Genomic DNA, 18,835 nt, shown 5'->3' with positions numbered 1-18,835 from the left:
GAAATGATGGAATATAATGTTTCGCAAATAGAAGAAAAATGGCAAAAATATTGGAATGAACACAATGCATTTGAGCCAGATAGTGATATGAGCAAAAAGAAAAAATATATCTTAAGTATGTTTCCTTATCCTAGTGGTAAGATTCATATGGGGCATGTGAGAAATTACAGTATCGGTGATGCCATTGCACGACATTATAGAAAACAAAATTTCAATGTGTTACATCCTATTGGGTGGGACTCTTTTGGAATGCCTGCTGAAAATGCCGCGATCAAACATCATACCCATCCTAAAAAATGGACTTATGAAAATATTGACTATATGCGAAAAGAGCTGAATTCTTTAGGTTTTTCATTTTCCCAAAAAAGAGAATTTGCAACCAGTGACCCGCTTTATACCAAACACGAACAAAAAATATTTATTGAGATGTTTGAAAAGGGTTTGGTCTATCAAAAAAGCGCCAATCTTAACTGGTGTGAAACGTGCCAAACCGTATTGGCTAATGAACAAGTGGAAGATGGCAAATGTTGGCGCTGTGATAACGAAGTCATTCAAAAAGATATGCCAGGATATTATCTTAAGATTACCCAATATGCGCAAGAATTGCTAGATGATTTGAAAGAGCTCAAAGAGGGGTGGCCGCAACAAGTATTGACCATGCAAGAAAATTGGATTGGCAGAAGCGAAGGGCTAGAATTTGATTTTCATCTTAGTGATGAATCAAACAAAAAATTAGAGGGACAATTTAGTCAATTTAAAGTTTTTACTACCCGACCTGACACCATTTATGGTATCAGTTATGCCGCCTTGGCTCCTGAACATGATATTGTCAAATATTTAATCAAAAACAATTTACTTCCTGCTGAAAAAATCGAAGCAATCAAAGAGATGCAATCTTTGAGTTCAAGAGAAAAATCGATGGCTGAGAAGAAAGGTCTGTATCTTGAACTTGATGTCATTCACCCTCTAACACAACAAAAAGTTCCTCTTTGGGTGGCTAATTTTGTTTTGATTGAATACGGTGGGGGTGCGGTTATGGCCGTGCCGGCTCATGATGAGAGAGATTTTGAATTTGCCAAAAAATATGATTTGCCAATCAAGCAGAGTATCCGCAATGATAAAGAGGTTTTTGATGGGTCTCATGCGACAACCGAGTATGGGTATTTGGTAGATTCAGATACTTTTACGGGGCTGAGTTCGCAAGAGGCTAAAGCAAAGATTATAGAGTATTTTGAAAGCAATCATTTAGGTAACCGCGTGGTCAATTATAAACTTCGTGATTGGGGTATCAGCAGACAGCGATATTGGGGTGCGCCGATTCCGATGGTGCATTGCCCAAAATGCGGTTTGGTACCTGAAAAAGATGAAAACCTACCGATAAAACTTCCTGATGATATTGAGTTAACAGGAGAAGGCAATCCGCTTTGGTCGCATCCGACTTGGAAACATACGACGTGTCCAAAATGTGGTCATGAAGCCGTGCGTGAAACCGATACGATGGATACCTTTTTTCAATCGAGTTGGTATTTTTTACGCTATACCACAGACCCTTCGCTTTGGGAAGAGAATGCTTTTGATAAAAAAAGTAGTGACTATTGGATGAATGTCGACCAATATGTTGGAGGCATCGAACATGCGATTTTACACCTTTTGTATTCTCGATTTTTTACCAAAGTATTACGAGATTTGGGTCGGGTTTCATGCAGTGAACCATTTGCCAATCTACTCACCCAAGGTATGGTTTTAAAAGATGGCTCAAAAATGAGTAAATCAAAAGGTAATACTGTTGACCCGGATGATATTATCAAAAAATATGGTGCCGATACGGCGCGATTGTTTATCCTTTTTGCCGCTCCTCCTGTAAAAGAGTTAGAGTGGAATGACAATGCTGTCGAAGGCGCTTTTAAGTTTATCAAACGTTTGGTATCTAAAGTTGAGCTAGCAGAGGTGTGTGACACATTGCCGGTGATTGACCACCATGCGCTTAGCAAAGAATCAAAATTTGCAAGGAAAAAAGTTTATGAAGCATTGAAAAAATCAGAAGAAGTCTTTCAAGGGGGTTATGCTTTCAATACCTTGATTGCTGCTTCTATGGAAGCTTTGAATGCTTTAAATACACAAGAAGACAAAGCCGTCTGGACGGAGGGTTATTATATCCTTTCTAATATCTTAGAGCCGATTATCCCTCATGTTTGTTGGGAAATCAGTTCTAAACTTTTTGGTTTGAAAAATCTCACGAAGATTGATATGGTTGAAGAAGTTTTTGAAGTGGATAAAATCGTGATTGCGGTGACGATTAATGGTAAAAAACGTACCCAAATTGAAGTAGATGCCACCGCGGCAAAAGAGGATATCATCAAGATGGCTAAAGAGGCTGCTGTAAAATGGCTTGAAGACAAACAAATTATCAAAGAGATTTTGGTTCCAAAAAAATTAGTGAATTTGGTCGTGAAATAAAATGAAATATTTAGCTGTTTTTTTAATGGTCTTTCTGTTAGGTTGTGGTTATAAACCAAGTTCCTATTATACTCAAAAAGTTTTAGGTGAAAAAATCTATGTAGATGTTAGTATCAGCAGAAAAGACCCTAAAAACAGTGTGATTATCAAAGATGCACTCAACGAAGCCGTTGTCGGAAGATTCGGAGGCAAGTTAGTGAGTAAAGATAAAGCCAGCTCTTATCTTTATATCAGCATTGCCTCGGTATCATTTGTTCCAACAGTATATGATTCAGATGGTTATGTGATTGAGTATAAAACCAAAGTGGTGTTAAATACAACCTATGAAACGAAATTGAACAAGAAAGAGAGTTTTACAACAACAGGAGAATACGACTTCCCAATAGAAGCCAACAGTGTTATCTCTGATACCAAAAGATTTGATGCGATTAGATATGCCTCGCTTGATGCGGTAAATGAGATCATTTCAAAAATTTCGATTGTCGGGATGATGAAATAGTTTAAAAGAGGTAGAGATATGGCCAGCGCTATTAGCGAGATTATTAAAGAGAGTATCGAACAGTTACGACGTGAAAATCTTAATCTAACACCTGATAATTATCATCGCGTATTTTGTAATGTTGCAAAAAAAAAGGGTTTGATTGTCGAAGATTGTCAGAAAATTGATAAATTCTCAAAAAAACTCGATGAAAAAAATCAATCTGACCTCAAAAAGTTTAAGGTATCAACTATAGAAGAGTTGATCTCTTTTTTGATTGCAAAAGTTAATCGCGCCAATGAACACGATAGTACGAAGGTCATTAATGCTTTGGTGCTTCTCTCCAAAAGAGTGTTACAAGCCGTGACGTTGTTGCATGATAAAGATGCAAGAGAATTAGCCAACAGTTCTCTCTCTCGTCTGGATTTTAGTCAAAATCTTCAATCTATCGATGCCCTCAAAGAAAAGTGGTTTGAATTTGTGACCCAATACAATGATGATTTTTTAAAAGAGTTAGATGCCTATGGCAGTGTTCATAAAGATGATTTGCAAAAAATGGTGCAGGATATCAAGCAGATATTACAAAAAGATGAGGATTCAACCGCTTATGATAGTCTTGCGCCACTGATTATCGCCTCACTTGTGCCTTCAATTGCCTCGAGCATGAATGATGAGTTGGCTGATATTTCTTATATGCTAAGAAATGAACCATCATCTTTGGAGACCCAAGCGGTACAACGAGAAATAAAACGTTTTATTAATAAGCGAATTAATCTCGATAAAGAAGAAATCAAAGTCAAAATCTCCTCATTAGATCGTTTGCTTGATGAAATCAATAAAAGAATCATAAACCTAATCAATAGTAGTGATGACAGTCATGTCCAAGTGGGGATTATAAAGAAAAATTTGCAAGATATTGATTTTTCACAAGATAGTTTTGAGTTGGTGCATGCTAAACTTGTCAGCATTGCGACATCGTTAGAGGGAGAAACAAAAAGTCTCAACCAAAAAATGAAAAGTAATCATGAGACAATTCATAAGTTGCACAGTAAAGTCAAAAATCTTGAGAATGCTTTGAAGGTTGCTAAAAAAGAGATGCGTGAAGATTTTACTACGCATACTGCTACCAAACGAGCACTCGAAGAGGAACTCAAACGAACGGAAGATTTGTACTTGCGTTATAAGATTGATTTTTCACTCTGTTTTTTAGATATTGATCATTTTAAAGTCGTCAATGATACCTACGGACATGAAGCCGGTGATATCATCCTCTCCAATATCGGAAAAATTTTAAAACGTTACATTAGACGCTCAGATTTTGTAGGGCGTTATGGAGGAGAGGAATTTTTGGTGATTTTACCGAGTATTTCTGATGAACAAGCGTTTTATTTTGCAGAAAAAATACGTACTATTATTGAATCTTTTAAATTTCTCTATAAAAATGAACGTATTGTGGTGACGGTGAGTTGTGGTTTGTCACAACGAAGTCAGATGCAATCTCTTAGTGAAACGGTGGAACATGCAGATAAAATGCTTTATAAAGCCAAAGAATCTGGAAGAAATAAGGTGATGCCAGATTTTTCATGAAACTTGCAGCATATTTAGATAACAAGCCCTTATATTATGATACCATCGATTATGATAGAATGCCTTTGGCGTATGAAGAGATTAAAAAGTCGATTACACTGCCCAAAATCATACACATCGTAGGAACCAACGGAAAAGGGAGCAGTGGAAGATTTTTAGCGCAAATGCTACAAGACCAAGGACACACTGTTGGACATTATACCTCGCCACATATCTTTAAGTTTAATGAACGAATTTGGCTCAATGGTCATGATGCGAGCGATGATGTATTAGAAACATCGCATCAGAGGTTGCAACAGCTCTTGTCTCAGACTTTTATCGACACACTCTCGTATTTTGAATATACGACATTTTTAGCGATGATGGTATTCTCAAAACGTTGTGAATTTGTGGTATTAGAAGCGGGACTTGGAGGTGAACATGATGGCACTAATATCTTCCCAAAAATCATGAGCCTTTTTACGCCTATTGGTTTGGACCATCAAAGTTTTCTAGGCACAACAATCAAAGAGATTGCTACGACCAAACTCAACAGTATGGCCTCTCAAGCCTTAGTCGCCACTCAGTATGACGCAGAAGTGAATGCCATCGCTAAAGAGATTGCAAAAAAGAGACACAGTGTGCTTTATTTTACAAAAGATTTATTAAACGAAGAAGAGACACGACGTGTGCATGCGCTTGTTGAGAAAAAACAGTGGCCAAAGTTCCAAACCATCAATCTTAGCAGTGCACTGTGTGTCATGAAATTATTGGGTTTTTCGACACATTTTCATGAAGATGCCTTGACGTTGATGGCAGGGAGATGTCAAAAAATTGTCAAGAATGTCACCCTTGATGTGGGACATAATCCGATGGCGGCCAAGGCGATTGTCGCACATTTTCATGATAAAAAAATCAATCTTATTTATAATAGTTTTATCGATAAAAACTACGAAGAAATCTTGCATATATTAGCGCCTATTATCAAAAAAGTCGAGCTATTACGCTTTGATAATCCACGGGGTATGGCAGATAAAGAGATACGAAAAATCTGCGATGCTATGAGTATTGATGTCATAGATTTTGAGGGGATAAAACAAGAAGAAGCGTATCTGGTTTTTGGTTCTTTTAGTGTGGTGGAGCAATTTTTGAAAGTTTATCATGAAGGATAAATTGACCATCACTATCTCAGATGCTAAAGGTTCTAAGCATTATCAAATGAGACGCAGTACCAAAAAAATGCTTCTTTATTTTGCCGTTTTTTTGGCTTTTGTGAGCGTTGTTGGGACGGGGTTAATTTATTTTTTAATGCACCAAGTTGTGGTGTTAGAAAACAAAAAGCATCGCGTTGTACAAGAGTATACAAAAGTAGAACAAAACAACCAAAAACTCAAAATACAAATGGAGCAAAAAGCACAAGAATACGATGAAATCAAAGAAAAAATCAATAATATAGAAGAGTTAATTGGTCTCACTCCGGATACGACACAAGAAATCACGGTGAGATTAGATACGCTAACATTGACCAGCCAACAACAACATGCCTTGCTCCGAAATATTCCCAATGGTTCACCGGTACCTTTGAAGAGAATTACGGGAAAATTTGGCTGGAGAATTCATCCGGTTTTGAAGAAAAAAGAATTTCACAAAGGGATTGATTTGCAAGCGCGAAGACACACGCCAGTGCGCGCGCCAGCTGATGGTGTTGTGGAGTATGCGGGCTATCATAAAAGCAGTGGATTTGGCTATTTGATTATCATCGACCATAATTTTGGGTTCAAGACGATGTATGGGCACTTGAGTAAGAAAATGCGGGTTAAAGCAGGGACTTTTGTCAAGAAAGACCAGATTATCGGCTATACAGGGAACAGTGGCTTATCGACAGGTCCACATTTGCACTATGAAGTACGATTTATCTCACGCCCATTGAATCCGTATCCTTTTATAAAATGGAATAATAATGATTTTAAAAGTATTTTCAAAAAAGAGAGGCGTGTGCCATGGGAATCATTGATTGCGGCAGTAACCCAGAAATTTTATCTTTACAAGCAATTTACAGCACCCTCTAAAACCACACCAAAATCACAAAAAGTGATACCCTAATCAATGATAAAAATATATAAAAGAAAGGAAACCAGACTCTGATACAAGCTACATGTTATGAATATTTTCACAATAAAAATCGTACCACATCACTTTTGGGTGTCGACAATGATAAAACAGCATTTTTAGCCGCTCAAGTTCTCGAATTCTTAGGGAAAAAGAGTTATGTTTTGCCAGATTTAAGAGTGAGCCATGGCGATGACTTACTCCCTTTTGGTGCTGAGATCAAAGAGTTGTTGAATGTCTTAAATCATTACTATGCAGATAAATCTACAAAAAAGATTTTGATTGTGCCAATTCGCACGCTTCTTGTGCCCTTACCTGATGAGAGTTTATTGCAACATCAGGTCATTGAATTTGCTATGAAACTTGATAGAAATGCATTTCAAAATCAACTTTTTTATTGGGGATATCAAAGTGCCGATATCGTCGAGGCTTCAGGAGAAGTCTCCTTTCGTGGTGATATTATCGATTTGTTTCCGCCAAATCTTGACAAACCCATTCGTATTTCATTGTTTGATGATGAAGTAGAGAGTCTTCGGTTTTTTGATTGTGAGAGTCAAAAAAGTGAGAAAGAAGAATTGGAAGATATAACCCTATTTCCTGCTCTTTTTTCATTAAATCAGACGCAATATGAACAGATTAATCAAGAGATTTCAAAAATCAAAAGCGACAGTTTTGAAAAAGACATACATGCTTTGAGTCTTTGGGGTATTGGGGCTTATTCTCATGATTATCTTGAGACGTTTGATAGCATATATGCAGAAGATTATCATAATGATATTGATGAAATAGCACTCTTTGATCCCCCTGCAAAAGCGCGTTTATCTCAGGTTCCCATCATCCCAGAACCCAAAATTTTTCGCCCCATTGCTATCTCTTCTGTGGTGGATTTTCTAGGGTTTCATCAGGATAAAAAAATCACAATTTTAGCCAGAAATGAAGTGTTTTTGAAGCAAGCAGGACTAGACCCTCTCACGGTAAAATTTAAAGAGAGTCCTTTGATTGTCAATATCATGAGTGATGAGGCTATCATCATATCATTAAATAAAAAGCACAAAATCAAAAAAGTACGAAAATCCAATATTTTACTCGATGAGTTAAAAGTCGGAGATTATGTTGTGCATGAAAATTACGGTATTGGCGTATTTAAAGGCTTGCAAAATTGTACCGTTTTAGGCGCGACTCGTGATTTTGCCTTGATTTTGTATCAAGGAGAGGACAAACTACTCTTGCCGGTGGAAAATCTTCATGTTATTGATCGTTATATTGCTAGTAGTGGTACTTTGGCGGTCGTTGATAAGCTGGGGAAAGGAAGTTTTCAACGCCTCAAAAGCAAAGCCAAAGAGAAACTTTTTGCGATTGCCAAAGAGATTATTGAGACTGCGGCAAAACGTGAGATGATTGATGCTTTGAAAATTGACACGCACAAAAGTGAAATAACACAATTTCAAGAAGATTCTGGATTTATTTACACCAAAGATCAGCAAACATGTATTGATGAGATTTATGCAGATCTTGAGAGTGGCAAGATTATGGATCGTTTGTTGAGTGGTGATGTGGGATTTGGAAAGACAGAAGTGGCTATGAATGCGATCTTTGCTGTTGCTATGAGTGGGTTTCAAGCCATCCTCATCGCCCCTACGACGCTACTGTCATCACAACACTTTAAAAGCTTGAATGAGCGATTTAAACCCTATAATATTCGGGTAGAAAAACTAGACCGCTTTACCCCAACAAATCAAAAAAGCCGTATTCTCAAAGAGTTGCGAGAGGGGAGTTTGCAAGTCTGTGTGGGAACACACACCTTGCTTGATAAACCTTTGCACAATCCTGCTTTAATTGTGATTGATGAAGAGCATAAATTTGGAGTGGCTCAAAAAGAAAAACTTAAAAACATGAGAGAGAATATTCATATTTTATCGATGAGTGCGACACCGATTCCTCGTAGTCTCAATATGGCACTGAGTTCTATCAAGCAGTATTCCAAACTTCTCACGCCACCAGCAGAACGAGAAGATGTGCGTACTTTTGTCAAAGAGTATGAAGAAAAAGTCATCAAAGAGGCTATCTTAAGAGAGATGCGTCGGGGTGGACAGATCTTTTTTGTGCATAATCGTATCTCTTCTATTGAGCAGAAGAAAAAAGAGTTGCAATTGATGATTCCATCGATGAAAATATTGGTTTTGCATTCAAAAGTGCCTCCAGCTATTAGTGAAAAAGAGATGCTACAATTTCAAGAAGGGGCATATGATCTATTGTTGAGCACTTCGATTATCGAATCAGGTATTCATATTCCCAATGTCAATACCATCATCATCGATGCGGCAGATAACTTTGGGATGGCAGATTTGCATCAATTACGTGGTCGTGTCGGGCGTGCAAAACGTCAGGGATATTGTTATTTTCTTGTCAACAACAAAGATAAACTCACCGAAGATTCCAAAAAACGCTTGCTCTCTTTGGAGGCCAATTCTTATCTTGGAAGCGGTTCGGTTTTGGCCTATCATGATCTCGAAATTCGAGGTGGGGGAAATCTCGTGGGAGAAGCACAAAGCGGGCACATCAAAAATATCGGCTATTCTTTGTATCTCAAAATGCTTGAAGATGCGATTAATACTTTGTTGAACAAGAAAAGTACCCAAGATCATGAGATTGATATTAAGCTTAGTGTTACGGCGTATATCAACAGTGATTATATCGCTGAAGATCGCGTACGGTTGGAGCTTTACCGTAGGTTAAGTAAGTGCCAATCCATCACAGAAGTGTTGGATATTGAAGAGGAGATGGTGGATCGATTTGGAAAAATTGATATAATAACCAAACAGTTTTTAGATGTCATCACCATCAAGATTTTAGCCGCACTCAATCATATTACTTTGATTAGTAATTATGGCCAAAATATCACAATTAAAGATGACAAAGAACAGAAGATTTTGTTAAAATCTCGTAGTAAAGATGATGATGACATACTAGATACGGTACTGAAATATTTGAGAAAAGGATTAAAACATCATGATTGATTGGGAACACACACACGCTGCAATTTGGCGCAAAAGAAAAAATGACCTCAAAGCCATTGTGGATATTGACCCCATAACACTCGATGATCTTGTCGGCGTTGAAAACCAAAAAAGTCAATTGGTTAAAAATACAGAAGCCTTTTTACAAGGAGCACCCTCAAACAATGCGCTACTTTGGGGTGCACGCGGTACGGGAAAATCTTCATTAATCAAAGCGGTCTTTAATCACTTTAAAGACCAAGGACTTCGAATTATTGAATTTTCAAAAGAGGATTTGACGAGTTTACCTGAGATTATTGATGATATTCGTGATTTGCCGTATAAATTTATCATCTTTTGTGATGATCTCTCCTTTGAGAGTGGGGATAGTAGCTATACGGGCTTGAAGCCGATATTAGAGGGCTCCATTGAATTGCCTCCTAAAAATACCTTGATTTATGCAAGTTCTAATAGGCGCCATCTGATTTCAGAATTACACAAAGATAATGAAGACGTCCGTGTCACCGAAGATGAGATTCATTATGGCGATACAATCGAAGAGAAGATTTCACTCTCAGATCGGTTTGGTTTGTGGATTTCATTTTATCAAGGCAGTTTTGAGCAATACATCAAAATTGTAGATTCTTATTTTTCTGATTTTCAAGGCGATCGTGACCTGCTTCATAAAGAAGCCAAGATTTTTGCAACGCACCGTGCATCTCGCAGTGGACGTACCGCCAAACAGTTTTATAACTATTTTTCGAGATTGTTATGACCAATAGCTATGAATTGTTAGAACTCCTCAAAAATAGAGGGTATGATGCGACACAAAGAGATCCGTTTTGGTGGCCTCATAGTGGGTCCTTTGAGGTAGTTGTGGGTGCGATTTTGACGCAACAAACCAAATGGGAAAAGGTTGAAAAAAGTTTAGACAATCTCAGAAATGCTAATGTTTTGGATTTGAAATCTCTCGCAGAAATCGACGTGAGAAGATTATCGATTTTAATTAAACCCAGTGGATTTTATAATACCAAAGCAAAAAATCTCTCAAGATTGTCCAAAGCCATTGATGCGACATTTGGCAGTTTTGAAGCGTTTACACACAATGTAACACGGGAGTGGTTATTGTCCCAAAAAGGTGTGGGCGAGGAGAGTGCGGATTCAATATTATGTTATAGTTGTCTCAAAGATGAATTGGTCGTGGATAGTTACACGGCTCGATTATTAGCAGCTTTTGGGTTTGAATTTGAGAGTTATGACGCGCTAAAAGCGTGGATGATAGAGGGAATTGCTACCAATAAAAAACGTGTGGATGCTTTGTACTCCCGTGCGATGAGTGATCATGAAATCTATGCGAGGTTTCATGGCAAAATTGTAGAATATGCTAAAATGCATAGCAGAGGAAAAAATGTCGAGGTAAGCACACTGATTGATTGAGAGGGTAATATGGATATTTCAAAAACCAATGTATCTGGCCATCATGATACAAATGTTTTAAAGAGTACAACCGTTGATAAAAATCCAAATCCACTCTTGTCCTCCTCTTCCATACCAAAGCAATCCATTCAAAAGACGCTTGATGCGCTTTTTGAAGCGTTGTTTTCCAAAACGCAATCTGAAGCGCATATCTTAAACAGTTTGCGACAGATTGATATATCTTTGAATTTAAAAGCGACAATGCTAGATATTCAATCCATTATGAATGCGATCAAACAAGAGGCGCTTTTATCTAAGACGGTGATTAACTTGGATAAATTCTTCGTTGATATTAAGACATTAGATGCACAAGGTTTACAAAAACAAATCGAAAAATCGGGTCTCTTTTTTGAATCCAAATTGGCGCAAAATTCTAAAGAAAATTTACAAAATCCTGCTATAAAAGAGAGTATCTTGGGAGATATCAAAGCCTCCCTCCTTCAGATAAAAGAGCACTTAAAAACACAAAATCCCATCCCGCCGCTAGATCTTTTAGCAAAAGTGGACAAAGTGCTGATGAGTATTCACTATTATCAGTTGATGGCATTATGTTCTCACACGACGATATTATACCTTCCTTTTTCATGGGAAGGGCTACAAGGTGGCAATATCAGTATCAAAAAATTGAAAGAGAAAAGATTTTTTTGCGAGATTCATCTGACGCTGAAAGAGTTTGGGGATATTGATGTTTTTGCGATGCTTTTTGATGATGTTTATACCTCAATTTCTTTTTTTACTGAAAATAAAAACTTTTTAAAACTTTTGAATGAATACTCCGATGTGCTGCGAGAAGCCATCCAAAATGCAGGGCTTATTGTCTCTTCTTTATATATGTATGATGCTCGCAAAGACCACTCTATCAAACAAGAAATCCAATCCATGGTGACATCTTTACAGACGGGTGAGGGAATTAATCTGCATGCCTAAAGATATCCAAAAAGCCGTCGCATTAAAATATAACAAAGACAAAGATAAAGCTCCTAGAATCAAAGCCAAAGGCAAAGGTGACGTGGCCAAAAATATTATTAAAATTGCAAAAGAGTGTCAACTTCCTATCAAAAAAGATGAAGATTTGGTGGAGCTTTTAAGCAAGGTGGAAATCGACCAAGAGATTCCGCAAAACCTCTATAAGGCTGTTGCGGAAGTGTTTCAGTTTATCTATACACTAACAAAAAAATAAGATTTTATTGCGTATCTTTTGTCTTTCCCCATACACTATTGGCGATGGCTTGTGCTTCTTTCTGGATGGATGCTAAGTGTGCCTCATCGATAAAACTCTCAGCATAAATCTTATAAATAGCCTCAGTTCCCGATGGACGAATCGCAAACCAGCCATTTTGGCTTTGAACTTTTAACCCGCCAATTGGAGCGTTATTGCCCGGTGCTTTGGTCAAAATTGCTTCAATTTTCTCTCCGGCCAAAGTGGTTGCTTTGATGTCTTGGGGTTTGAGATTTTTGAGGATATTTCTCTGCTTTTCATCCGCAGGGGCATCAATACGTTTGTAGATAGGATTGGAAAATTTTTGGGTAAGTTCCTGATAGTGAACACCAGGGTCCTTATGTGTGGTGGCTAAAATCTCAGCAGCAAGAAGGGTCATGATAATACCATCTTTGTCCGTTGTCCATACCGAGCCATCTTTTCTCAAGAAACTAGCCCCCGCACTCTCTTCCCCTCCAAAAAATATCTCACCATGAATCAGCCCTGATACAAACCATTTAAAACCTACGGGTACTTCGATTACTTTTCGGTGCAAGCTTTGTGCGACACGATCAATCATGGAGCTACTGACTAAGGTCTTGCCGATACCCAGTTTACTACTCCATTGAGGCCTGTTTTGAGCGAGATAGTTGATTGCAACGCTGAGGTAGTGGTTGGGATTCATGAGTCCCACACTTTTAGTCACGATACCATGACGATCAAAATCGGTGTCATTCCCAAAGGCAATATCAAAGTCATCTTTCATATCAATCAAACCCGCCATAGCATAAGGAGAGGAGCAATCCATGCGAATTTTGCCATCTTTATCACAATGCATAAAAGAAAAGGTCGCATCAAGATGGTTATTAAAAATTTCCATATTGAGCCCATAATACTCTTTTATAGCACTATAATAGGCCAATCCTGCCCCTCCCATAGCATCAGCTCCAATGCGTATTTTTGATTCTTTGATGGCATTCATATCCAAAATAGTATCCAAATCCTTGACATAAGGTGTGATGTAATCATATTGCGTGAGGTAAGGCGATTGGAGTGCTTCATGAAGGCTGAGGACGCGGACATCTTTGAGATTGTTTTCTAAGATAGCATTGGCTCTTTTTTCAATCCAATCTGTCACATCCGTATCTGCTGGCCCTCCATGAGGCGGATTGTATTTAAACCCACCATCTGTGGGGGGATTGTGTGAGGGTGTGATGACGATACCATCACATTGCGCGGTGTTGTTTTCTTTATTGTGTGTCAATATCGCGTGAGAGATGACCGGAGTAGGGGTATAGCCACTATCTTTTGCGATATAAACGCGCACTTCATTGGCCGTGAGCACTTGAAGTGCAGTGATTTGTGCGGGGTAAGAGAGGGCATGTGTGTCCATCCCCATAAATAAAATTCCATCAATCCCTGCTTGCTTTCGGTACTCACATACCGCTTGTGTCACAGCTAGGATATGGGCTTCATTAAAACTATTGTGAAGAGAACTTCCACGATGACCAGAAGTACCAAAACTCACTTTTTCTGCACTTACTGTGATATCGGGTTTTTGGGTGTAATACGCACTGATTAATTCAGGAATGTTACACAAAGAGCTTTTGGGTGGTAATTTCCCTGCGTTGGGGTGGATTGTAGTGCTCATGATAACCTCTTAATAATTAAACATTTTTTCATAATATTCATCGGCTTGCCTGCTTGAATCAAACTCTATTTCGATCTCTGTCATCGCACTTTTCATAATCTCCAACCATTGTGTGTGTTCTTTGTAATAGGTCGGGATGATTTTATTTTCCAAGATATCCATCATGTGTTGATTGTCCAAGCGATCTTGTTCTTCTAGGGGCAATGTATGATCAACCGCTGGAATCGTGAAGGCATTTTTGCCATCGCGCGCAAATTCAGGGTGCCATCCATCATCAATAGAAAAGTGGATGGATCCATTCATACTCGCGGCCATACCGCTGGTTCCACTGGCTTCTCGAGTGATTCTTGGTGTATTAAGCCAGACATCGCTGCCTTGTTTTAACATCTTTGAGAGTGTGAGTTCATAGCCAATTAACACGGCCATATTCTTGTAATGATGACTGATATTAATCAATTCATTAAAGAGATCAATCGCACCATAATCGGTCGGATAAGGTTTTCCTGCCCAGATGATTTGTATGGGCATTTCACTATTTTTCATTAATTTTTCAAAACGTTCAAAATCATATTTTAAAAGTCCGGGTCTTTTGTATTCGGCAAAACGACGCGCCCAAACAATAGTCAACACTTCTGGATTGAACATTTTGCCTGTTTGATCCGCTACGACATCAAAGAGGATTTTTTTGAGGTGTTTTTTTCTGGCATTGAGTTCATAATCCTCGTGTTCATCTAGGTTTCTTGTGAGTGTTTTGTCAGTCCAGTATTTTTTGTTTTGTGAGTTGGTGATCGAGATAATCTCACAACGATTTTCGACATGAGCCCACATCTCATTGGAGACGGTTGCATGGATTTTAGATACGGCATTGGCAATCTTAGCACTACGCAAAGCGCCTATGGTGAGACTAAAGTTATCTTCATGTTCGTAGCCGGTAATCTTGCGAACGGTTGGCATATCCAAACCATTGAAAAATCCCATATCATGTAAAAAGTTGATATTATGTTCTTCATTTCCCGCTTTCTCCGGCGTATGGGTGGTGAAAACGACCTGTTTCTTGATGGCTTCCATGTCGGGAGTTTTGTTGTAGAGTTCATACACTAAAGGGAGTGCATGACCCTCATTCATATGATAAATATCAATCTTTTGTTGGAGGGCCTCTAAGATTTTTACCCCTCCGATTCCAAGGACAATCTCTTGCGCGACTCGGGTACGCTCATTGCCATCATACAGTTTATGTGTGATGGTTCGTGCAAGGTAGTCATTCTCATCAGTGTCAGTTGAGAGCAAAATCAATGGTGCGGCACCAAAGACTTCGGGTTTGACTAAAAATGCTTTGACGACAACATCTTCACCATGAATTTTAACCGTGACTTTTGGCTCGAGTTCTTCTAAAAAATAGTAAAATTTTCGCGTATAAACAGGACGCAGCGTTCGGTCTTCATTGCGTGATTGATCATAATATCCAAAACTCCAAAGCAGTCCAATTCCGACAATATTTTGGCGTAAATCATACGCACTTCTCATATGTGAGCCTGCAAGAAATCCAAGACCTCCTGAGTAGATTTTGAGTGTTTGATCAATCGCAAATTCCATTGAAAAGTAGGCGACTGATTTGTTATATTTTTTATTGATGTCATATGAAAATAGATTCATTTTTATCCCTTAATTGATTTGTAAATTTTTATATAATATTTGCTTACCCAGTTCAACACCAGGTTGGTCGTACGTATTGATATTGAGTTTGATTCCAGCCACTGAGGTCAGTAGCTCAAAGTACATAATCAAAGCACCGACATTTTCCGGTGTGACACAATCTATCGTAATGATATCGGTGTCTACTTTCGTGTCTATAAGACTTTGCATCGTAGCATCGCATTGTGCATTGATGAGAAGATTGAATTTTTTCTTATTGATAAAATTGGTTTTTTCGATTCCTTTGAGGGTGATGTCCGGAATACTCAAATCGGCTTTAAAATCATCAATTTTGATAAAGGTGACACACTTGTCACGGGGTCCTTCGATAATGAGTTGTAAGAAGGAGTGTTGATCTACCGCACCAATCAATCCGACCGGTGTGAGTCCCACGTGTTTGCCTTTTTTATCCACCTTGCCTAAAGATTCGGCCCACAATTGCACATACCATTTGGTAAAATGCTCCAAACGATCAGCATAGGAAAAGAGGACATTGATAGGAGTGTGGGTGGCCTGTTGGACGAGATAAGAAGCTTTTTCTATGAGATGGGTCTCTTCGCCATTGAAAAAACGCTCCACAAATGCGCCTGCACCTTGGAGGACTTTTGCCATATCATATCCTGCAATATAAAGAGGCACCACTCCAACAGCACTGAGCACTGAGAATCTGCCCCCTACATTCTCAGGGATATTAAATTCTAATATTTTATTGGCTTTAGCAAAATCTGAAAGTGCTGAGCCTTCATCGGTGATGGCATAGACTCTTTGTTGATCCGCTTTGAGATGCAAATCAATATCGCAAAACTTAATAAGAGTCTTGAATATGGATGTGGTCTCAATAGTAGAACCTGATTTTGAAATGACAAAAAAGCAGGCGTTTTCTTTTTGTATTTTATTGAGATTTTGGCTAATACTCACAGGGTCAGAGTTTTCTAAAAAAATCATCTCTTTAGCGGTTTTACTATAAGGTCTCAAAATTTGATCGATTGCTTTGATGCCTAGGGATGAGCCACCGATTCCGATGACAACTATTTGTGACACTTTGGAAAAATCAAGACCTTCTAAAGTCTTGATATGTTCTTGTGAGAGGCTTGGAAGTTTGTAGTATCCTACCGCATTGGTGTCCATCTCATCTTTAAGAATTTTGATGACATCTTGTATCTGCTCATTTGACTGTGCACTTTTGTTTTTAAATTGTTTATCAAATTTTAACATCTTATCCTCCTGATTATAATTTATTATACATAAATATTAATGCATTACCAAAGGTTTTCTGCACAAATAGAGTACATCGACTCAAACTTTTTTAAGATATATAACGCTAAGTGACCCCAAGGTCACATGTGCCATATAATCTCTACCGTGTTGTGTTTTTTTGATGGTGTGTATGCGTCTTGTTCTTGGCTCTTCCCAACCGTCAAAATCGGCTGATTGGGAGTTAAATATCTCGACATATTCTCCTTCTTGAGGCAATCCTATTGGGTAATCGGTATGGGTTTTATCTGAAAAATTACAGATGACAATAATCGTATCATCGTGACTTTTTCTCATAAAAGTGATGACATTAGCCTGTGCATCATTTTCATCAATCCACTCAAATCCATCCGGTGAAGTATCGCCCTCATAGAGTGCTGGTTCACTTCGATAGAGTGTGTTGAGTGTTTTAATCAAATTTTTGATACCTTGGTGTGGTGCATAATCTAAAAGATGCCAATCCAAACTCTGCTCATAATGCCACTCTGCAAATTGTGCAAATTCTCCACCCATAAAGAGAAGTTTCTTGCCAGGATGCGCAAACATCAAGGCATACATGGCACGTAAATTGGCAAATTTTTGATTATTGTCTCCGGGCATTTTGTTGATGAGGGAGCCTTTCATATGCACCACTTCATCATGACTCAATGGCAAGATATAGTTTTCATTGTAAACATAGACGAAACTAAAGGTGAGGTCTTTATGATGATATTGTCTGTGAATCGGGTCATTTTTCATGTATTTCAAAATATCATGCATCCAACCCATATTCCATTTATAATCAAATCCCAATCCTCCCTCATCAACCGCACCGGTGACTTTATTGAAATTGGTAGATTCTTCTGCAAATATCATGGCATCACTATAAAAAGCTTCTATGGTTTTGTTGAGTTGTTGTAAAAATTTGATAGCACCAAGGTTGAGGTCTCCCCCAAATTCATTGGGAATCCATTCCCCATCTTCTCGCGCATAATTGAGATATAACATCGAAGCCACGGCATCCACGCGAATGCCATCGATATGATACATCTCCAACCAAAACATGGCGGAGCTAATGAGAAATTCTCGAACTTCATTACGGTCATAATTAAAAATAGCACTGCCCCATTGTGGGTGGTATCCCTTTCTTGGGTCGGCATGTTCATACAAACAAGTGCCATCAAAATTCATCAAACCATGACCGTCTGTCACAAAGTGAGAGGGCACCCAATCTAAAATGACTCCAATATCATGAGCATGCATAATATCTACAAATGTCATGAAATCTTGTGGGCTACCATAGCGTGCTGTGGGGGCGAAATATCCGCTGGCTTGATAGCCCCATGAGCCGACGAAAGGATATTCTGTGATGGGCAGGAGTTCGACATGCGTAAAGTGCATCTCTTTGAGATAACGGGCCAAGGCAAGGGCCGATTCTTCATACGTTAAAAATCGGTTATCTTCTTCGACTTTTCTTCTCCATGAGCCTAAGTGCACTTCATAAACACTAATCGGTACGCGCTGTGAATTTTGTTTTTGACGTTTGGTGAGCCATTTTTCGTCGCTCCACTGAAAATTAGCGATATCCCAAACACGCGAGGCAGAGTGGGGCGCAATTTCTGCATAAAAAGCATACGGGTCGGCTTTGTCTGCATTAGCATTTTGTGTGGCGGTAAAGATATGATATTTATAGCTACAACCTTGTGGAACTGCTGTGATAAAGCCTTCCCAAATACCCGAATTATCCTCTCTTTTTTTGAGTTTATGCGCGTGTATATCGTAATTATTGAAATCTCCACGCACACTCACATCTTCAGCATTGGGAGCCCAAAGTGCAAAATAAACGCCAGCTTCATCTTCTCGCATCATGGGGTGTGCGCCTAAGTGTTTGTAGAGTTGTGTATGGGTGCCTTCTTTGAAAAGATAGATATCTAATTCACTAAAGAGACTCACATCGTAATACATTTCATGTGTCATAA

General features: G+C 38.6%; 14 protein-coding genes. 10 read left to right on the top strand and 4 right to left on the bottom strand.

The features are described from left to right. Window positions 1–6 precede the first annotated feature (6 nt). The 10 genes from leuS to SFB89_RS08205 are packed head-to-tail and all read left to right on the top strand — an operon-like array spanning window position 7 to window position 12,262. Window positions 7–2,457 carry a leucine--tRNA ligase gene (gene leuS, locus SFB89_RS08250; RefSeq protein WP_331774210.1) on the top strand — a complete coding sequence of 817 codons (2,451 nt, stop codon included), beginning with the start codon at window positions 7–9 and terminating at the stop codon, window positions 2,455–2,457. Between the two features lies 1 nt (window position 2,458). Continuing rightward, window positions 2,459–2,956 (top strand): LPS assembly lipoprotein LptE, encoded by a 498-nt coding sequence (gene lptE, locus SFB89_RS08245; RefSeq protein WP_331774209.1) that lies wholly within the window; start codon window positions 2,459–2,461, stop codon window positions 2,954–2,956. An 18-nt stretch (window positions 2,957–2,974) separates the two neighbouring features. Continuing rightward, entirely contained in the window at window positions 2,975–4,522 is a 1,548-nt protein-coding gene (locus SFB89_RS08240) for a GGDEF domain-containing protein (RefSeq protein ID WP_331774208.1), read from the top strand. Continuing rightward, window positions 4,519–5,673 (top strand): Mur ligase family protein, encoded by a 1,155-nt coding sequence (locus SFB89_RS08235; protein WP_331774207.1) that lies wholly within the window; start codon window positions 4,519–4,521, stop codon window positions 5,671–5,673. Before SFB89_RS08240 ends, SFB89_RS08235 begins: the two co-directional genes overlap by 4 nt. Then, window positions 5,663–6,604 (top strand): M23 family metallopeptidase, encoded by a 942-nt coding sequence (locus tag SFB89_RS08230; RefSeq protein ID WP_331774206.1) that lies wholly within the window; start codon window positions 5,663–5,665, stop codon window positions 6,602–6,604. The genes SFB89_RS08235 and SFB89_RS08230 overlap by 11 nt, the downstream gene beginning before the upstream one ends. A gap of 41 nt (window positions 6,605–6,645) precedes the next feature. Continuing rightward, window positions 6,646–9,627, top strand: a complete 2,982-nt coding sequence (gene mfd / locus SFB89_RS08225) for a transcription-repair coupling factor (RefSeq protein WP_443082187.1) — start codon at window positions 6,646–6,648, stop codon at window positions 9,625–9,627. Next, window positions 9,620–10,381 carry an ATP-binding protein gene (locus SFB89_RS08220; RefSeq protein WP_331774204.1) on the top strand — a complete coding sequence of 254 codons (762 nt, stop codon included), beginning with the start codon at window positions 9,620–9,622 and terminating at the stop codon, window positions 10,379–10,381. Before mfd ends, SFB89_RS08220 begins: the two co-directional genes overlap by 8 nt. Beyond that, window positions 10,378–11,043 carry a 3-methyladenine DNA glycosylase gene (locus SFB89_RS08215; RefSeq protein ID WP_331774203.1) on the top strand — a complete coding sequence of 222 codons (666 nt, stop codon included), beginning with the start codon at window positions 10,378–10,380 and terminating at the stop codon, window positions 11,041–11,043. The genes SFB89_RS08220 and SFB89_RS08215 overlap by 4 nt, the downstream gene beginning before the upstream one ends. A 9-nt stretch (window positions 11,044–11,052) precedes the next feature. After that, complete coding sequence (gene fliK, locus SFB89_RS08210; RefSeq protein ID WP_331774202.1) at window positions 11,053–12,009, top strand: flagellar hook-length control protein FliK; 957 nt, start codon at window positions 11,053–11,055, stop codon at window positions 12,007–12,009. Continuing rightward, complete coding sequence (locus tag SFB89_RS08205; RefSeq protein ID WP_331774201.1) at window positions 12,002–12,262, top strand: EscU/YscU/HrcU family type III secretion system export apparatus switch protein; 261 nt, start codon at window positions 12,002–12,004, stop codon at window positions 12,260–12,262. Before fliK ends, SFB89_RS08205 begins: the two co-directional genes overlap by 8 nt. A 4-nt stretch (window positions 12,263–12,266) precedes the next feature. Here SFB89_RS08205 and pgm read toward each other — a convergent pair whose 3' ends face one another. From pgm to glgB, 4 genes are all read right to left on the bottom strand, one after another. Next, the gene (pgm, locus tag SFB89_RS08200) at window positions 12,267–13,931 is read right to left on the bottom strand and encodes a phosphoglucomutase (alpha-D-glucose-1,6-bisphosphate-dependent) (protein WP_331774200.1); all 1,665 of its coding nucleotides are present in this window, start codon (window positions 13,929–13,931) and stop codon (window positions 12,267–12,269) included. 9 nt (window positions 13,932–13,940) lie between these two features. After that, window positions 13,941–15,584 (bottom strand): alpha-glucan family phosphorylase, encoded by a 1,644-nt coding sequence (gene glgP / locus SFB89_RS08195; protein WP_331774199.1) that lies wholly within the window; start codon window positions 15,582–15,584, stop codon window positions 13,941–13,943. Between the two features lie 9 nt (window positions 15,585–15,593). After that, window positions 15,594–16,838: a glucose-6-phosphate isomerase gene (locus SFB89_RS08190; RefSeq protein ID WP_331774198.1), complete on the bottom strand. Its 1,245-nt coding sequence runs from the start codon at window positions 16,836–16,838 to the stop codon at window positions 15,594–15,596. 81 nt (window positions 16,839–16,919) lie between these two features. Continuing rightward, window positions 16,920–18,833: a 1,4-alpha-glucan branching protein GlgB gene (gene glgB, locus SFB89_RS08185; RefSeq protein WP_331774197.1), complete on the bottom strand. Its 1,914-nt coding sequence runs from the start codon at window positions 18,831–18,833 to the stop codon at window positions 16,920–16,922. Between the last annotated feature and the right edge of the window lie 2 nt (window positions 18,834–18,835).

It is taken from the genome of Sulfurospirillum sp. 1612, assembly GCF_036556685.1.
In the GTDB taxonomy this organism is placed as follows: Bacteria; Campylobacterota; Campylobacteria; order Campylobacterales; family Sulfurospirillaceae; genus JAADIZ01.
This window is presented reverse-complemented; position numbering and strand designations above follow the sequence as displayed.

What these genes read in the sequence shown, in the direction of transcription:
- leuS (WP_331774210.1), top strand. Translation starts at nt 7, where the DNA reads ATGGAATATAATGTTTCGCAAATAGAAGAAAAATGGCAAAAATATTGG.
- lptE (WP_331774209.1), top strand. Translation starts at nt 2,459, where the DNA reads ATGAAATATTTAGCTGTTTTTTTAATGGTCTTTCTGTTAGGTTGTGGT.
- SFB89_RS08240 (WP_331774208.1), top strand. Translation starts at nt 2,975, where the DNA reads ATGGCCAGCGCTATTAGCGAGATTATTAAAGAGAGTATCGAACAGTTA.
- SFB89_RS08235 (WP_331774207.1), top strand. Translation starts at nt 4,519, where the DNA reads ATGAAACTTGCAGCATATTTAGATAACAAGCCCTTATATTATGATACC.
- SFB89_RS08230 (WP_331774206.1), top strand. Translation starts at nt 5,663, where the DNA reads ATGAAGGATAAATTGACCATCACTATCTCAGATGCTAAAGGTTCTAAG.
- SFB89_RS08220 (WP_331774204.1), top strand. Translation starts at nt 9,620, where the DNA reads ATGATTGATTGGGAACACACACACGCTGCAATTTGGCGCAAAAGAAAA.
- SFB89_RS08215 (WP_331774203.1), top strand. Translation starts at nt 10,378, where the DNA reads ATGACCAATAGCTATGAATTGTTAGAACTCCTCAAAAATAGAGGGTAT.
- fliK (WP_331774202.1), top strand. Translation starts at nt 11,053, where the DNA reads ATGGATATTTCAAAAACCAATGTATCTGGCCATCATGATACAAATGTT.
- SFB89_RS08205 (WP_331774201.1), top strand. Translation starts at nt 12,002, where the DNA reads ATGCCTAAAGATATCCAAAAAGCCGTCGCATTAAAATATAACAAAGAC.
- pgm (WP_331774200.1), bottom strand. Translation starts at nt 13,931, where the DNA reads ATGAGCACTACAATCCACCCCAACGCAGGGAAATTACCACCCAAAAGC.
- glgP (WP_331774199.1), bottom strand. Translation starts at nt 15,584, where the DNA reads ATGAATCTATTTTCATATGACATCAATAAAAAATATAACAAATCAGTC.
- SFB89_RS08190 (WP_331774198.1), bottom strand. Translation starts at nt 16,838, where the DNA reads ATGTTAAAATTTGATAAACAATTTAAAAACAAAAGTGCACAGTCAAAT.
- glgB (WP_331774197.1), bottom strand. Translation starts at nt 18,833, where the DNA reads ATGACACATGAAATGTATTACGATGTGAGTCTCTTTAGTGAATTAGAT.